The sequence below is a fragment of the Halomonas sp. I1 genome (assembly GCF_032334135.1).
GTDB lineage: Bacteria > Pseudomonadota > Gammaproteobacteria > Pseudomonadales > Halomonadaceae > Halomonas.
In genome coordinates this window covers 93853-109575 of the sequence record NZ_JAVXUS010000008.1, presented here as the reverse complement: position 1 = coordinate 109575, position 15723 = coordinate 93853, and the positions used below count along the sequence as shown (strand labels likewise).

Annotated in this window: 14 protein-coding genes; 10 read left to right on the top strand and 4 right to left on the bottom strand. The window is 65.3% G+C overall.

Translation table 11 applies throughout. From position 1 onward, the window contains the following. The first annotated feature begins 33 nt into the window (after positions 1-33). From rpsP to RSO41_RS10650, 9 genes are all read left to right on the top strand, one after another. On the top strand, positions 34-282 hold the full coding sequence (gene rpsP / locus RSO41_RS10690) for a 30S ribosomal protein S16 (RefSeq protein ID WP_149321042.1): 249 nt from the start codon (positions 34-36) through the stop codon (positions 280-282). Between the two features lie 39 nt (positions 283-321). Then, on the top strand, positions 322-873 hold the full coding sequence (rimM, locus tag RSO41_RS10685) for a ribosome maturation factor RimM (protein ID WP_315619083.1): 552 nt from the start codon (positions 322-324) through the stop codon (positions 871-873). 17 nt (positions 874-890) lie between these two features. Beyond that, positions 891-1652: a tRNA (guanosine(37)-N1)-methyltransferase TrmD gene (trmD, locus tag RSO41_RS10680; RefSeq protein ID WP_315619082.1), complete on the top strand. Its 762-nt coding sequence runs from the start codon at positions 891-893 to the stop codon at positions 1650-1652. 156 nt (positions 1653-1808) lie between these two features. Next, complete coding sequence (gene rplS / locus RSO41_RS10675; RefSeq protein WP_013333616.1) at positions 1809-2165, top strand: 50S ribosomal protein L19; 357 nt, start codon at positions 1809-1811, stop codon at positions 2163-2165. A gap of 128 nt (positions 2166-2293) precedes the next feature. Next, entirely contained in the window at positions 2294-3196 is a 903-nt protein-coding gene (gene xerD, locus RSO41_RS10670; RefSeq protein ID WP_315619081.1) for a site-specific tyrosine recombinase XerD, read from the top strand. Positions 3197-3199: 3 nt separating this feature from the next. Continuing rightward, positions 3200-3937, top strand: coding sequence for a DsbC family protein (locus tag RSO41_RS10665; protein WP_315619080.1), 738 nt, complete (start codon positions 3200-3202; stop codon positions 3935-3937). Between the two features lie 83 nt (positions 3938-4020). Beyond that, entirely contained in the window at positions 4021-5337 is a 1317-nt protein-coding gene (locus RSO41_RS10660; protein ID WP_315619100.1) for a homoserine dehydrogenase, read from the top strand. Between the two features lie 179 nt (positions 5338-5516). Further along, positions 5517-6905: a threonine synthase gene (gene thrC, locus RSO41_RS10655; protein WP_315619079.1), complete on the top strand. Its 1389-nt coding sequence runs from the start codon at positions 5517-5519 to the stop codon at positions 6903-6905. Between the two features lie 257 nt (positions 6906-7162). Continuing rightward, a complete protein-coding gene (locus RSO41_RS10650; protein WP_315619078.1) occupies positions 7163-8956 on the top strand; it encodes a single-stranded-DNA-specific exonuclease RecJ in 1794 nt (597 codons plus the stop codon). A 280-nt stretch (positions 8957-9236) separates the two neighbouring features. Here RSO41_RS10650 and RSO41_RS10645 read toward each other — a convergent pair whose 3' ends face one another. The 3 genes from RSO41_RS10645 to RSO41_RS10635 form a co-directional block, all read right to left on the bottom strand. After that, on the bottom strand, positions 9237-9656 hold the full coding sequence (locus RSO41_RS10645; RefSeq protein WP_315619077.1) for a VOC family protein: 420 nt from the start codon (positions 9654-9656) through the stop codon (positions 9237-9239). A 119-nt stretch (positions 9657-9775) separates the two neighbouring features. Beyond that, complete coding sequence (locus RSO41_RS10640; RefSeq protein WP_315619076.1) at positions 9776-12295, bottom strand: heavy metal translocating P-type ATPase; 2520 nt, start codon at positions 12293-12295, stop codon at positions 9776-9778. Beyond that, a complete protein-coding gene (locus RSO41_RS10635) occupies positions 12292-12747 on the bottom strand; it encodes a MerR family transcriptional regulator (protein WP_315619075.1) in 456 nt (151 codons plus the stop codon). The genes RSO41_RS10640 and RSO41_RS10635 overlap by 4 nt, the downstream gene beginning before the upstream one ends. A 285-nt stretch (positions 12748-13032) precedes the next feature. On the opposite strand from RSO41_RS10635, the gene RSO41_RS10630 reads away from it, so the two are divergent. Next, a complete protein-coding gene (locus RSO41_RS10630) occupies positions 13033-14388 on the top strand; it encodes an OmpP1/FadL family transporter (protein WP_315619074.1) in 1356 nt (451 codons plus the stop codon). 152 nt (positions 14389-14540) lie between these two features. On the opposite strand, the gene RSO41_RS10625 is transcribed toward RSO41_RS10630, so the two are convergent. Further along, complete coding sequence (locus RSO41_RS10625) at positions 14541-15665, bottom strand: porin (protein ID WP_315619073.1); 1125 nt, start codon at positions 15663-15665, stop codon at positions 14541-14543. Between the last annotated feature and the right edge of the window lie 58 nt (positions 15666-15723).

Here is a 15723-nt window from a genome sequence, read left to right as displayed (position 1 = left end):
ACCTCCGTAACTCAACCGAAGGACAGTCAACGCATGGTTACCATTCGTCTGGCACGTGGTGGCGCCAAGAAGCGTCCCTTCTATCATCTGACCGTGACCGACTCGCGCAAGTCGCGCGATGGTCGTTTCATCGAGCGCCTGGGCTTCTTCAACCCGGTGGCGCGTGGCCAGGAAGAGCGTCTGCGCATCGACCTGGACCGCATCAGCCAATGGCAGGAAAAGGGCGCTCAGCTGTCCGACCGTGTCGCCGAGCTGGTCAAGGAAGCCCGCAAGCAGGCCTGAGTCGCCTGACGCGGCTGCATATCCGACGCAGAGCCGACGATGAGCATGAGTGCCGAGCACAAGGCGTCTCCCGAGCATGTCGTACTGGGCAAGTTGACCAGCCCGTATGGCGTGAAGGGATGGCTGAGGGTGTATTCGTACACCAGCCCCATGGAAGGCATCCTCGACTATGATGAGTGGGTGCTGCGCCATCGGGGCGTCGAGTCGCGTTATCGGCTCGCTCAAGGCCGCCTGCATGGCAAGGGATTGGTCGCCCGGCTCGAGGGTGTGGAGGGGCGCGACCAGGCCGAGGCGCTTGCCGGCGCCGAGGTGTTGCTGCCCACCGCCGAACTCCCGGAACTTCCCGAAGACGACGATTTCTACTGGTATCAACTCGAAGGGTTGGCCGTCGTGACCACCGAGGGCATCGCGCTCGGGCGCGTCGAGTACCTGTTCGAGACTGGTGCCAACGACGTCCTGGTCGTCAAGGGGCGTGACGGCGAAAGCCTCGATGCACGTGAGCGTCTCCTGCCTTTTCTCCCCGACGAGGTCGTGAAGGAAGTAGACCTCGAAGCGGGACGAATGACCGTCGACTGGGATCCGACATTTTGAGTCGGAGCGAGGCGGCGATGTGGGTCGGTGTCGTGTCCCTGTTTCCCGAGATGTTCGAGGCGCTGACGCGCCAGGGCGTGACGGGCAGAGCCGTGGAAAAGGGGTGCATCGACCTGGCGGTCTGGAACCCCAGGGACTATGCCACCGACCGGCACCGTACCGTGGACGACCGCCCTTATGGCGGCGGTCCGGGCATGCTGATGAAGGTCGATACCTTGCGTGCGGCCATTCATGACGCTCGCTCGCGAGCGGAGGCCGCCACCGGCCAGCGGCCGAGGGTGATCTATCTGTCCCCTCAGGGGCGCCGCCTCGATCAGGAAGGCGCCCGGGAGCTGGCGTCGGGCCCGCCCCTGGTGGTGGTGGCCGGACGCTATGAAGGCATCGATGAGCGGGTGGTGGAAGCCGACATCGATGAGGAATGGTCGATCGGCGACTATGTGCTCAGCGGCGGTGAGCTGCCGGCCATGGTGCTGATCGACGCAGCGGCAAGGCTGGTGCCCGGGGTGCTCGGGCATCAGGATTCCGCGCTCGAGGACTCTTTCAACGACGGGCTGCTGGATTGTCCGCACTACACCCGTCCCGAGGATGTCGACGGTCGACGCGTGCCGGATGTGTTGCTCAGCGGCCATCATGGCGCCATTCGGCGCTGGCGCCTGAAGCAGTCGCTGGGGCGGACCTGGCTGAGGCGTCCCGATCTGCTGGAAGGCAGGACGTTGAACGACGAGCAATGTCGCCTGCTCGAGGAGTTCATCGAGGAATACGCGCTGGCCTCTCGTTAGGAAAGCGCGGAGGTGCAGGACGTGCCCCGAGGGGCGACGGACCTGTGTCACCAACGACGCTCCCGTGCCTCGATTCGTTCGAGCGCCGGGATCACGATTCACCGGCCATCCACTGCCGGTCCGGTGAGTCACGTAACGTTATCGAGGAGTTTTGTCATGAGTAGCAAGAACAAGGTGATCCAGGCGCTCGAAGCCGAGCAGATGAACAAGGACGTGCCGGAATTCGCCCCGGGCGATACCGTGGTGGTCCAGGTTCAGGTCAAGGAAGGTAACCGTGAGCGTCTCCAGGCCTTCGAAGGCGTGGTGATCGGCAAGCGCAACCGCGGCCTGAACTCCGCCTTCACCGTGCGCAAGGTGTCTCACGGCGTCGGCGTCGAGCGGACCTTCCAGACCTACAGCCCGTTGGTCGACTCCATCAGCGTCAAGCGCCGCGGTGATGTTCGCCAGGCCAAGCTGTACTATCTCCGCGAGCGCAGCGGCAAGTCCGCCCGCATCAAGGAAAAGCTGGCCTGAGGCCCGCCTTGCGGGCATGACGGAGCCGATGGCTCGCGTCCGGCGATACCCCGTCACCGCTCATGCGGGGCGGGGTTTTTCACGTTTCGGGACAAGTGCCGGCGACGCGCACGCGAGGAACTGACAACATGTCGAGCGCTTTCGACGACTCAGCGCTGATCGATGCCTTCCTCGACGGCCTCTGGCTGGAGCAGGGGGCCAGCGACAACACCCTGGCGGCCTATCGGCATGATCTGCGGACCTGGCAGGCTCGGCTCGCTGAGCAGGGTGCCACCTTGCTGGCGCCACCGCCGAAAGCGCTGGCGGACTGGCTGGACGAACGTCGAGAAGCAGGCTACAAACTGCGCAGCAATGCCCGACTGTTGTCCAGCCTGAGGCGCTTCTATCACTGGGCACTGAGCGATGGCCTGATCGAGCACGACCCCCTTGCCGAGATCAGGCTGCCCAGAGTGACCCCCTCGCTGCCCAATACGCTGGAGGAGGGGGAAGTGGAGCGCCTGCTCGAGGCGCCGGATGTCGACACCGAGCTGGGGTTGCGCGACCGCGCCATGCTCGAGGTGCTTTATGGCGCCGGCCTGCGAGTCACGGAGCTGGTGGGCCTGACGACCGATGCGCTCAACCTGCGCCAGGGGGTCGTGAGGGTGCGTGGCAAGGGCGACAAGGAGCGGCTGGTGCCGCTCGGCGAGGAAGCCGTGGACTGGCTGACGCGCTACCTACGCCGTGCCCGAGGGGCACTGATGCGTGACGTGACGCGCCCCGCGCTGTTTCCCGGGCGGGGCGATGCCTGCCTGACTCGTCAGGCCTTCTGGTATCGTATCAAGGCGCATGCCAGGCGTGCCGGCATCGAGCGTTCCTTGTCGCCGCACACCCTGCGGCACGCTTTTGCCACCCATTTGTTGAATCATGGGGCCAACCTGCGTGTCGTACAGCTGCTGCTGGGTCACAGTGACCTGTCGACCACGCAGATATACACCCATGTCGCGCAGGTCCGGCTCGAGGCCCTGCATGCTGAACACCACCCCCGAGGCTGAATCATGAGAGTATCGACCCTTCCCCTGGCCGGTGGCCTGCTTGCCGCTACCCTGGCGCTGCCTTCCCTGGCCGGAGCCAGCGTGCCCGAGTCCCTCGAGACACTCGAGGTGTCGGGACGCAGCATGCCGGTGAAAGGCGTGCGGGAAACCCCCATGGCGGATCTTTTCGAGGTGCGTCTGGAGACCGGGGAAACCTTCTATACCAACGCCGAGGGCAATTATTTCCTGGTGGGGGATCTCTACGAGAATACCGATGCCGGGCTCGTCAATCTGACCGAGCAGGCGCGCAACGCCGAACGCACCGCTCGGCTGGACGAGATCCCCGATGATCAGCGGGTCACCTTCCGTGGCACCGAGGACCCAGAGGCCAGGGTGGTGGTCTTCACCGATACGACCTGCCCCTACTGCCAGCGGCTCCATGAAGAAATACCGCGCTTCAATGAGCTGGGTATCGAAGTGGATTACCTGGCCTTTCCCAGGGGGGGCATGAACTCGCCCGGAGCCCGTGAGATGGAGCGAATCTGGTGCGCCGGCAATCCGAGCGAGGCGTTGTCGGCCGCGTTTCGGGACGAGTCGCCGGAAAGTGACGCAACCTGCGACAATCCGGTCGAGGAACAGTATCATCTAGGCCTGGAGCTTGGCGTGCAGGGCACGCCGGCCATCATTCTGCCCGATGGCAGCCTGGTTTCCGGTTATGTACCGGCGGAACGCCTGGCTACCATGCTGGGAGTGGATGACTGATACAACCGCGTCGATGAACGCGGACGGCGGGGCCCGGCCCCGCCATCGCTTGGACACACGCCAGAACGAAGAGGGGAATGACATTGAAACCGGTGAGAGTGGGAATCTGTGGCCTGGGCACTGTCGGAGGCGGGACCTTCAACGTGCTGACACGCAATGCCGACGAGATCGCCCGTCGGGCGGGGCGGCCCATCGTCATTGAACAGGTGGCGTATCGCAGCCCCAATCCCGAGTGCGACATTACCGGTATCAAGACCACCCAGGATGTCTTCGAGCTGGCCTCCAACCCCGATGTCGATGTCGTCGTCGAACTCATTGGCGGCTATGACGTGGCCCGGGAGCTGGTGCTGACGGCCATCGACAACGGCAAGCACGTGGTCACCGCCAACAAGGCCCTAATTGCCGTGCATGGCAACGAGATCTTCCAGGCCGCCCACGAGAAGGGCGTGATCGTGGCCTTCGAGGCCGCGGTGGCGGGCGGCATCCCGGTCATCAAGTCACTTCGCGAGGGCCTTGGCGCCAATCGCATCGAGTGGCTGGCAGGCATCATCAACGGCACCGGCAACTATATCCTTACGCACATGCGTGACGAGGGACGGGCCTTCGAGGACGTGCTCGCCGAGGCCCAGGCGCTGGGCTACGCCGAGGCCGACCCGACCTTCGACGTCGAAGGTATCGACGCCGCGCACAAGCTGACCATTCTGGCGTCCATCGCCTATGGCGTTCCCCTGCAGTTCGAGAAGGCCTACACCGAGGGTATCTCCCGGGTCACCGCCGAGGACGTCGAGCAGGCCGACAACCTCGGCTATGTCATCAAGCACCTGGGGATCTCCAAGCGCACCGATGCCGGCCTGGAGCTGCGTGTTCACCCGACCCTGATCCCCAAGGGGCGGCTGCTGGCCAACGTGCACGGCGTGAAGAATGCCATCGCCGTGATGGGCGACGCCGTGGGGCCGACCCTTTATTACGGTGCCGGCGCCGGTGCCGAGCCCACCGCCTCGGCGGTGGTCGCCGACGTGCTCGACGTGGCCCGCGACATCACCACCGATCACCATTATCGCGTTCCCTATCTGGCCTTCAGCGGCATTGGCGAGGGGGATGATCAGCCGCAGATCATGCCCATGGAGGAGATCGACACCGCCTACTACCTGCGCTTGCTGGCGGTGGACCGCCCCGGCGTGCTGGCCCGGGTGGCGACGATCCTCTCCGAGGAAGGCATCTCCATCGAAGCGTTGATCCAGAAGGAAGCCACCGAGGGCGAACTGGTGCCGATCATCCTGCTGACACACAGCACCCGCGAGAAGCACATGAACGAAGCGATTCGTCGTATCGAGTCGATGGCCGACATCGCCGGCTCGGTGACGCGAATCCGGGTGGAGAGCCTCGACGAGCAGGAATAAGCCGGGCTGCGCCCGGAGCGGTAAGCCGTAAGCTTTAAGCTGTAAGTAACCCCTTGGCCCGAGAAGGACGGGGGTTACGCTGCCTTCGAGCTTTAGACTTCGAGTGGCAGGCGACGAGCCGCGAGCAATGAAGTGCTCGCGACTCGAGGCTCGCGGCTCGAGACCCACGGAGTGGAATGATGCGTTATATCAGTACCCGCGGGCAGGCGCCCGCGCTGTCCTTCGAGGAGGTCGTGCTGACCGGCATGGCCAGCGACGGCGGCCTCTACGTGCCCGAGTCCGTTCCCCAGCTCGACCACGAGGCGCTGGCCGACATGGCCGGGTGTTCCTATGCCGAGATCGCCTTCCGGGTGATGAAGCCCTATGTGGGCGGCGAGATCGACGATGACACCTTCCGCGGTATCGTTCGCGATGCCTACGCGACGTTCAGTCACGATGCCGTGGTGCCGCTCAATCAACTCGATGCCAACCACTTCCTGCTCGAGCTGTTCCACGGCCCGACGCTGGCCTTCAAGGATGTGGCACTGCAGCTGCTCGGCCGGCTGCTCGACCACTTCCTCGCCAAGCGCGGCGAGCGGGCGGTGATCATGGGCGCGACCTCCGGCGATACCGGTTCGGCCGCCATCGAGGGCTGCCGCCACTGCGACAACCTGGACATCTTCATCCTGCACCCTCACGAGCGAGTCTCCGAGGTGCAGCGACGCCAGATGACTACCGTGCTGGCCGACAACGTCTTCAATGTCGCCATCGAGGGCAACTTCGATGACGCCCAGGCGATGGTCAAGGCCAGCTTCGCCGATCAGACGTTCCTGAACGGTACCCGCCTGGTGGCGGTGAACTCGATCAACTGGGCGCGCATCATGGCCCAGATCGTCTACTACGTGGCCTCCGCCGTGGCGCTCGGCGCGCCGCACCGCAAGGTGAGCTTCTGCGTGCCGTCGGCCAACTTCGGCAACGTCTTCGCCGGCTACATGGCCTACCGTATGGGGCTGCCGGTCGAACGCTTCGTGATCGCCACCAACGCCAACGACATCCTGCATCGCACCCTGGCCGACAACGACTTCTCCAAGCAGGAACTGGTCGCGACCCTGGCGCCGTCCATGGATATCGTGGTGTCGTCCAACTTCGAGCGCCTGCTGTTCGAGGCCTACCAGCGTGACGGTGCCGCCGTGGCCGAGCTGCTCGAGCGCTTCCAGGACGAGCCCTCGGCGCTGGCCGAGGCACCGCTGGCGCGGTTGCGCGAGATGTTTGCCAGCCACAGCATCGACGATGCCACCATCCTGGAGGTGATCCGCGAGGCGCATCACCGCACCCAGGAGATCCTCGACCCGCACACCGCCACCGGCTATCGTGCCGCCGAGCGCGAACGCGGCGACGAGAGCGTGCCGATGATCACCCTGGCGACCGCGCATCCGGCAAAATTCGCCGAGGCGGTGGTCAAGGCCGGCTTCCCCGGTGTGCCCTTGCCGCCGCACATGGATGATCTGCTGGAGCGCGAGGAGCGTTATACGGTATTGCCGGCGGAGCTTGCCGCGGTGCAGGCGTTCGTTGCCGAGAACCGCCGCTGAGGAGGTCTGATCTCCGGTGGTTCCCGATAAGCCGGCCCCAAGAGCCCATGGCCGTTATGGGGCGGGAGTCGCGCGAGGCTGAACCGTCGACAGGTCTGCGAGGGGGCGCTGTGAACCCTTCACTGGGCGCTACCGATGCCATCCATGGCATCGGACCCCCTCATTCGACCTGTCCCCGGCGCCTCTCGCTAGTTTTGTGCGAAAAGTCGGCGAGCGCAGCAATAGACCCGTGTTTCCCCTGATCAGAGGAGCCAGGCGTGAACGCCCCTGTCGATCTGCATGAATCCCTCAAGCCGCGTATTCTGCCGCGCCCGCGGGATGCCGCCGTAGAGCAGCGCGCCCTGGCCGAGGGGCTGACGCCGCTGCAGGCGCGGATCCTGGCCGGGCGACTCGGTGGCTACGAGGGCGAACTTGGGCCGCTGGTGGCGCCGAGCCTGCGCTACCTGGCGCACCCCGAACGTCTTCAGGACGGACGCCGTGCCGCCGAACGCATCGCCCGGGCGGTGACCGAGGGCGAACATATCGGCATCCTCACCGACTATGACGTCGACGGCATCACCTCCCATGTGGTGATTCGGCGGACGCTCAACGAGCTGTTCGGCATCCCCGAGAACCGCTTGCACAGCCTGATCGGCCACCGGATTCACGATGGCTACGGCATCAGCCTGCCACTGGTGGAACGCACTCTGTCGCTCTCGCCGCGTCCGAGCCTGGTCATCACCGCCGATTGCGGCAGCAGCGACGAGCCGCGTATCGCCAGGCTCCGCGAGGCCGGTATCGACGTGGTGGTCAGCGATCACCACGCTCTGCCGACGGAGGGGCCACCGGCCTCGGCCTTCGCTACCGTCAATCCCACCCGCGACGACTGCCCCTATCCTGACCCGACCATCGCTGGCTGCATGGTGGCCTGGCTGGTCATGTCGCTGACCCGCAGCGTATTGATCGAATGGGGGGCGCTCGAATCGGCCACCCCAAAACTGTCGCCCTGGCTCTCCTACGTGGCCCTGGGCACGGTGGCGGATTGCGTCTCGCTGGGCGGCAGTGCGTCCAATCGTGCCGTGGTCGCCCATGGTCTGACGCTGATCAATCGCATGGAAGCGGCCTGCTGGCGGACCATGGCCCAGCGGCTGGGGGCCGACAGCGTGCCCTTCGACGCCGAGACCCTGGCCTTTCAGATGGGCCCACGGATCAACGCCCGTTCCCGCCTGGATGATCCCTATGCGGCGCTGCACTTCATGCTGGCGGCGGATGACGCCACGGCGGCAGGCCACCTGGAAACGCTGGATCAGGACAATCAGTCGCGCAAGGCCATCGAGGCGGAGATGACCGAGCGTGCCCGTGGCCTGGCCATGGCCGAACTGGAGGCCGGCGCACCGCTGCTGCTGGTGCTGCTCGAGGATGGCCATCCAGGGGTCCAGGGCATCGTTGCCTCGCGGCTGGTGCAGGCCTTCGGGCGGCCCGCCCTGGTGCTGACCCCGGCCGCACAGCCCGGCATGCTCACCGGTTCCGGACGTTCCATCGAGGCCTTGCACCTGCGCGATGCCCTGCAGCGTGCCTTCGAGCTGGCACCGGCATCGCTGCCGCGCTTCGGCGGGCACCGAGGAGCCGCCGGTGTCGGGGTGTCTCGTGAGGCCTTCGGCGACTTCCGCCAGGCGTTGCTCCAGGCGGTCGGCGAACAGCTAGGCGATACGGAGCTGGGGCCGCGCGTCTTCACCGACGGTGAACTCGAGGCCGATCAACTGGGCCTGGAAACGCTCGATGAACTGGAAGCGCTCGGCCCCTATGGCCGCGAATTCGATGCCCCGCTTTTCGAAGGCGTGCTGCGGGTGGAAAGCCTGCGTACGGTGGGCGCCGACGGCAGCCACCTGATGCTCGAGCTGTCCAGTGGCGCCATCAGCGTCAGGGCGATCTGGTTTCGCGCCCTGACACCGGGCGAGGTACCGGCTTTCGATGCCGGCGACCTGCTGCGCTGTGCCTACAAGCTCAATCGCAATCGCTGGCGGGGACGAGAGTCGTTGCAGTTGATCATCGAGCATGCCGAACCCACCTGAGGAAACACTGATTTATTACTACGCTCGACGACCCATATGGATGTGGGAAGTGCGAAGGCCCGTAGGGTACGGGCCTAGCCATCTTGGCTGCCGGCGGTACTCAATATCCTCATTTACTGGCGTGTAAACTCCGGTATCTCCGTTCCGGCAGCAGCCAATCTATCTTCGCTCGCGACATAAATCAGCGCTTCCTTAAATGGAAAGAGGGGCAATAGAGCTCGGCATTCTGCCTGTTGCGTCTCCTTCAAGATGCACAGCGTCGTACTTCCTTCTTCCCTCTTTAGTACGTCGGCCAGACGCCGGGGGTGGCCAGTTCCAGCAGGTGGCCGTCCGGATCGCGGAAGTAGAGACTCTCGCCGCCTCGGGGCCAGTGCGTGCGTCCCTCGATCTCGACGCCGTGGCTCGTCAGGCGGCGTTCCCATTCCGCCAGGGCTTCGGCGCCGATGGCGAAGGCCATGTGCGTACGACCGCTGCCGTCGTGGGGTGGGATGGTCCCCATCTCGTCGGGCAGCACCACGGTGTCGCGCGTCGCTCCTTCGAGAAACAGCAGCAGGACGGTGTTGCCGCCGGCGTCGTAGGCGGTGAAGCGCTGGTCGGCGGTGAAGGCCGACAGGCCCATCACCTCTTCGAAGAAGGCCCGGGCCCGGACCATGTCGGTGACATACAGGGCCGTTTCCAGAACGCCGTCGAGTCTGGGCATGGTATTGCCTCCTTCTATCCGTCGTACTTGCCAGCCTAGCAGTCCCCGGTGTCAATCCAGCCAGAACCACCAGACGATCAGGGTGATCAGGCCCAGTCCGATGAGGTTGATGATCCAGCTCATGATGTCGTCTCCCGGGCATCGGTGGCGTCGTGCGGCGTGAACAGGCGCAGCCGGCTGGCATTGCCGACCACGGTGATCGATGACAGCGACATGGCGGCGCCGGCGATCATCGGTGACAGCAGGGTGCCGGTGAGCGGATAGAGCACGCCGGCGGCGATGGGAATGCCGAGCAGGTTGTAGCCGAAGGCGCCCATCAGGTTCTGCCGGATGTTGCGCAGGGTGGCGCGACTGATCTCGATGGCGGCGACCACGCCGTGCAGCGAGTCGCGCATCAGCGTGATGCCGGCGCTCTCGATGGCCACGTCGGTGCCCTGACCGATGGCGAAACCGACATCCGCCAGCGCCAGGGCCGGCGCATCGTTGATGCCGTCGCCGACCATGCCCACCACCTCGCCGTTGCCTTGAAGACGCTGGATCTCGGCGTGCTTGTCCTCGGGCAGCAGGTCGGTGCGGAAGTCGTCGATGCCGACTTCACGAGCGATGGCTTCGGCGGTGTGGGCATTGTCGCCGGTGAGCATGACCACCTTGAGGCCGTCGGCGCGCAGCCGCTGGATTGCCGCCATGCTATCGCCACGCAGCGGGTCGCTGATGCCGAAGACGGCAGAGAGGCGGCCATCGATGGCCAGGTGGACGACGCTGCGGGCCTGGCGCTGCAGGCGTTCGGCGATGTCCTGGCCGGCGCCGAGCGAGACCCCCTGGTCCTGCAGCAGTCGGGCATTGCCCAGCAGCAGCTTGCTACCTTCCGCAGTGCGTGCCGTGACGCCGCCCCCCGTCACCGACTGGAAGTCGTGAATGTCGGCGGCCGCGACATTCTCCTGTTCGGTGTAGGTCAGCAGGGCGCTGGCCAGGGGGTGTTCGGAGCCGCGCTCCAGGGCGGCCACCAGGGCGAGCGCGCCATCGCGGTCACCGTCGAGGACCTCGGCTTCGGTGACCTTCGGCTTGCCTTCGGTCAGGGTGCCGGTCTTGTCGACCACCAGGGTGGTCAGGCGGCTGGCGGTCTGCAGCGCCTCGCCGGTTCTGACCAGCACGCCGTGTTCGGCGGCCTTGCCCACGCCGACCATGGTGGAGATCGGCGTCGCCAGCCCCAGGGCGCAGGGGCAGGCGATGATCAGCACCGTGGTGGCGGTGACCAGCATGTGGATGACTCGGGGCTCGGCGCCGAGGTTGAACCAGGCCAGGGCGGTGATCACGGCAACGATCATCACCGCGGGGACGAAGATGCTGGAGATGCGGTCGGCGAGCTGGCCGATGGGCGGCCGTGAATTCTGGGCGCTGGCCACCTGCTCGGTGATACGGCCGAGCCGGGTATCGGCACCGACCCGGGTGGCACGGTAGACCAGCCCTCCCTTGCCGTTGACGGTGCCGGCGCTCAGTTCGTCGCCGACCGACTTGGCGACCGGCAGTGGTTCGCCGGTCAGCATGGATTCGTCGACATGGCTGGACCCCTCGAGCACGTCACCGTCTACCGGCAGACGCTCGCCGGGGCGCACGCGCAGATGATCTCCCTCGCGTACCGCATCGATCTCGATTTCCCGCTCCTCGCCGTCGCGGATGACCCGTGCGGTTCGGCTCTGCAGGTCGAGCAGGCGTCGCAGTGCTTCGCTGGTACGCCCACGAGCGCGCAGTTCCAGGGCATTGCCCAGCAGGACCAGGCCGATGACCATCGCCGAGGCTTCGAAATAGATACCGCGCGCGGCCTCCGGCAGAGCGCCGGCGAAGGCCACCACCGCCATGGAGTAGAGCCAGGCGGTCCCGGTGCCCATGGCGATCAGGGTATCCATGTTGGCCTGGCGATGGCGCAGGTTTTTCCAGGCACTGAGGAAGAAGTGGCGTCCGGGCAGCACCATCACGGCCAGCGTCAGCAGTCCGACCACCAGCCAGTAGAGACGGCCGGCGCCGATCGGCTGTGGATGAAAGGCGAACATGCTGGCCATCAGTGGCACGGCCAGCGCCAGGGAGCAGGCGGCGCCACGCATAAGGCGGCGGTACTCGGTACCCTCTCGTTCGGCGCGGGTGCGTTCGGCCTCGCGCATGTCGAGCACGGGTTCGGCGCCATAACCGACGCTTTCCACGGCACCGACCAGGTCATCGACATTGGCGTTGCCCCGTACCTGAGCGGTATGGGTACCGAAATTGACGCTGGCCTCGACGATGCCCGGGACGCTTTCCAGTGCCCCCTGGACGGTGCGCACGCAACTGGCACAGGTCATGCCGGAAATCGACAGTCGCCGGGTGTCGCCGGCACCCGGTGATGCGTCGTGAGCGGGTACCCCGGGAGCCGGGGAATCGGTCGCCGCCATGCCGTCGTCGTCGGCGGAGTCGGGGGGATAACCGGCCTCGCGTAGGGTGGCATCCAGCGCCTCGCCGTCCAGGGAAGTGGTGACTGTCAGGCGTTTGTCGGCGGGCTCGCCGGCCACTTCGGCCTTGGCGTCGTGGGCCTGAACGGCACGTCGCATGCGGCCGACGCAACCCTGGCAGCTCATGCCGGGAACCAGACGCTCGTATCGAGTGCTCATGAAGACGCCTCCTGGCGGGATGTGGTGGGGCTGTCGTCGGCCGCAAGTGGCTCGGGAAAGCTTTCGATCAGCCGGCACAGGCTATGGCCGTCGGGCGTGCCATCGGGCATGTCCGACCAGGCCGACAGTGCCTGCTCCATGCGCGACGCCAGCGCCTCGAGCTCACGGATGCGGGCGCGGATCTCCGGGAGGCGTTCGGCCATCAGGTCGCGCACCAGCGGGCAGGGCGAGTCGCCATGATCGGCATGTTCGAGGATCTGGCGGATCTCGGCCACGCTGAAGCCGAGTGTTCGGGCCCGTTGGATGAAGCGCAGGCGCTCCAGGTCGGTGTCGTCGTAGCGCTGGTAACCGTTGTCGGGATCGCGCTCGGGCGCGAGCAACCCTTCGCGGGTGTAATGACGCACGGTTTCGGCGGTGACGCCGGTTCGGCGTGCGAGTTCACTGACTTTCATGGTGCCCTCGTCGGGGTGGTGACGTTGGCAACAGTGTAAAACCTTTGTGTTACACAAAGGTCAAGGCAGGGTCCCGGGCGGATAACAGCGTTTTCAGAGGGGGCGTGTAACCGGTTGAAAAATAGAGGAGTCAAACGGTTGTGTGACTAAAGTATGAGCATGTTTTGCGTTAAAACGAACGTTTGGACTTGATCGTCGGGATGGGTTTCGCAAACACTGAGGCCACGTGACCGCCCCGTGGTTAGCGAGACAACAATCACCCATCACGACTAGGGAAGTCTGCTCATGCAAAACAAGCTCAACAAGCTCACCGTCGCCGTGACCCTGGCGTCCGCCGTGCTGGCGTCCAGCCAGGTCGCCGCGTCGGGTTTCCAGGTTCGTGAACAGAGCGCCAAGGCGCTGGCCAACGCCATGGCCGGGGCGGCAGCCGGTGCCGAAGATGTCAGCTTCATGACCTACAACCCGGCGGCCATCGGTAACGTCGAAGGGACCCAGATGGCCGGTGGCATTTCTTATATCGATGCCAACTTCGAGCTGACCGATGCCTCGGCGAGCCCCACTGGACAGCCTGTGAGCTATGATCGTGGCGGCTCGCGCGAAGGGGGCGAGGAGGCCTGGGTGCCGAGCTTCGCCTTCAAGACGCGGCTGAGCGATCAGTTCGATTTCGGCCTCTCCGTCTCGGCACCGTATGGCCTCTCGACGGAATACGACAAGGACTGGATCGGCCGTTATCATGCCGTCGAGACCGACCTGCAGACCATCGATATCCAGCCGACGCTGAACTATCGTGCCACCGATCGTCTCGATCTCGCTGTCGGGGTTCGAGCCCAGTACGCCGATGCCACCCTGTCCAATGCCATCGATCTCGGTGGTATGGGCGTCCGTGCCGGTCAGTTGCCGCCCTCGGCGATTGGCAATGCCGATGGCATGGCCGAGGTGACCGGCGATGACTGGGGGTATGGCTACACCCTGGGGGCGCTGTTCCAGGCCACCGATCGTACCCGCCTGGGGATCAGCTATCGCTCCGAAGTGGATCTGACGCTGGACGGTGACGTCAATTACAGCGCCGACAACGCCACCGGGCAGCAGGTGCTGGCGGGTGCCCAGGCCATGGGGCAACTGCAGGATGCCGGCGGCAAGGCGGACCTGACCACGCCGGCCAACCTCAACCTCGGGGTCTATCATCAGTTGACCGACCGCTTCGCCTTGATGGCCAACGCCGAATGGACCGAATGGAGCAGTTTCGATGAGCTGGTCGTCGAATCGGGGGGGCAGCCTTTGAGCACCACGTCGGAAAACTGGGACGATACCTGGGCTTTCTCGGTGGGGGCCAACTACCAGCTCAACTCGCAGTGGATGCTGCGTGCGGGCCTGGGGGTCGACGAGTCGCCGGTGCCGGACAGCGAGCACCGCACACCGCGCGTGCCGGATGCCGATCGCCGCTGGGCAACCCTTGGCGCGACCTGGATGCCGACGCCCGATCTGGGCGTGTCGGCCGGCTACATGCGAGTGTTCGGTGACGATGGCGACATCGACCAGGTGGCGACTCCGACCAACGAGAACGCCAGTCGTGGCGACCTGTCCGGGACCTATGAAGTCGATGCCAACGTCTTCGCCCTCTCGGTGGATTACCGCTTCTGACGCCGACTTCGCGCGACCTTCGCGCCTCCTGAGCATGACGGGACCCGGCCTCGGCCGGGTCCCGTCGTGTCGTGTCCCTTGTCTGTTCTGCCCCCGAGGTATCGCCCCGGTGGGGCCGGGCATCCTGCCCGGCCTTGACGGTAGAGCGGTGCTCAGAAGTTGTAGCGCACCAGCAGGTTCGTCTCGTCGTTGCCGATATCGCTCGTGCCCCCGGCGTCGACGGAGTCGTCGAACTTGCGCTCCAGGGCGATGATCAGGTTCTCGTCGAAGGTCAGCCAGGCTGCGCCGGCCAGGTAGAAGGCGCTGCGTGCTTCGGAACCGCTGTCCTCCAGGCGGTTGAACCCGGTATAGAGCTGCACCTTGCCGGGTACCTGGTCCTTGAGGTTATACAGTGCCACCCCCTCGACGCCACGGGCTTCATCGACGATGCCATCGGCGGCGTCGACGCCGCTGAAGCTGCCCTCGCGGATCAGGTTGTCGTAGCGACCGCCGGTCAGCGCGAAGTACCAGTTGCCCGGTGTCCAGCGTGCAGCGAGCAGGCCGGCATCGACATTCTGTTGGCGCTTGCCGCCGCCGGCCGTCTTGCCGTCGATGGCGCTGTGCGTGTAGGTCGCGCCCAGCGACAGGTCTTCGGTCGGCTGCCAGACCACAGCCCCCTGGGCGGTATAGTCGCGCTCAAAGCCGGTCAGGTTGCCGGTATAGCCGGCCCCAGTCGGCACATCGTCGCGGGAAGTCTGGTAGAGCACCCCGAGGCTCCAGTCGCCCCAGGTATTCTGGTAGGACACCGCATTGTCGGGGCGGCCATTGCCTTCGAAGCCACCGTCGCCGAAGGCGCCGTTGAAGCTGCCCTGGGCGGTGGCACCGTTGTACCAGAACCAGTCCGTCCAGTAGGCGACCATGTCGTACCACAGCGAATACTGCTTACCGATCAGTAGTTGCCCGTAATCATCGTGGCGGACGCCGGCGTAGAGCATGCGTTTGTAATGGTCGTCATCGCCGTGCTCGAAGAAAGGATCGAACCCCCATTCGGCGCGTGCCACGGATGACCAACCGTGTTCGAACTCATGCTCGTGGATGAGGCGAATCCGCGAGCCGGCGTTGGTCGGGTCGTGGTCATCATCGATGTGGTCGACGAAGCTGCTGCCGGCCGCGATGCGGCCGCTGATGGTGAGCGTATCTTTGTCGGTTTCGTAGGCCGTGACGGCCAGTGCCTGCTGGGTGGCGAGGGTGGCGCCGATGGCGACGACCAGCCCGGTCAACTTGTAGTGATGGAACATGCCAAACCTTTTGGGTTGTTGTGTTTCTTGTGAATCCGCGGATGGCGGAGCGGCTCGT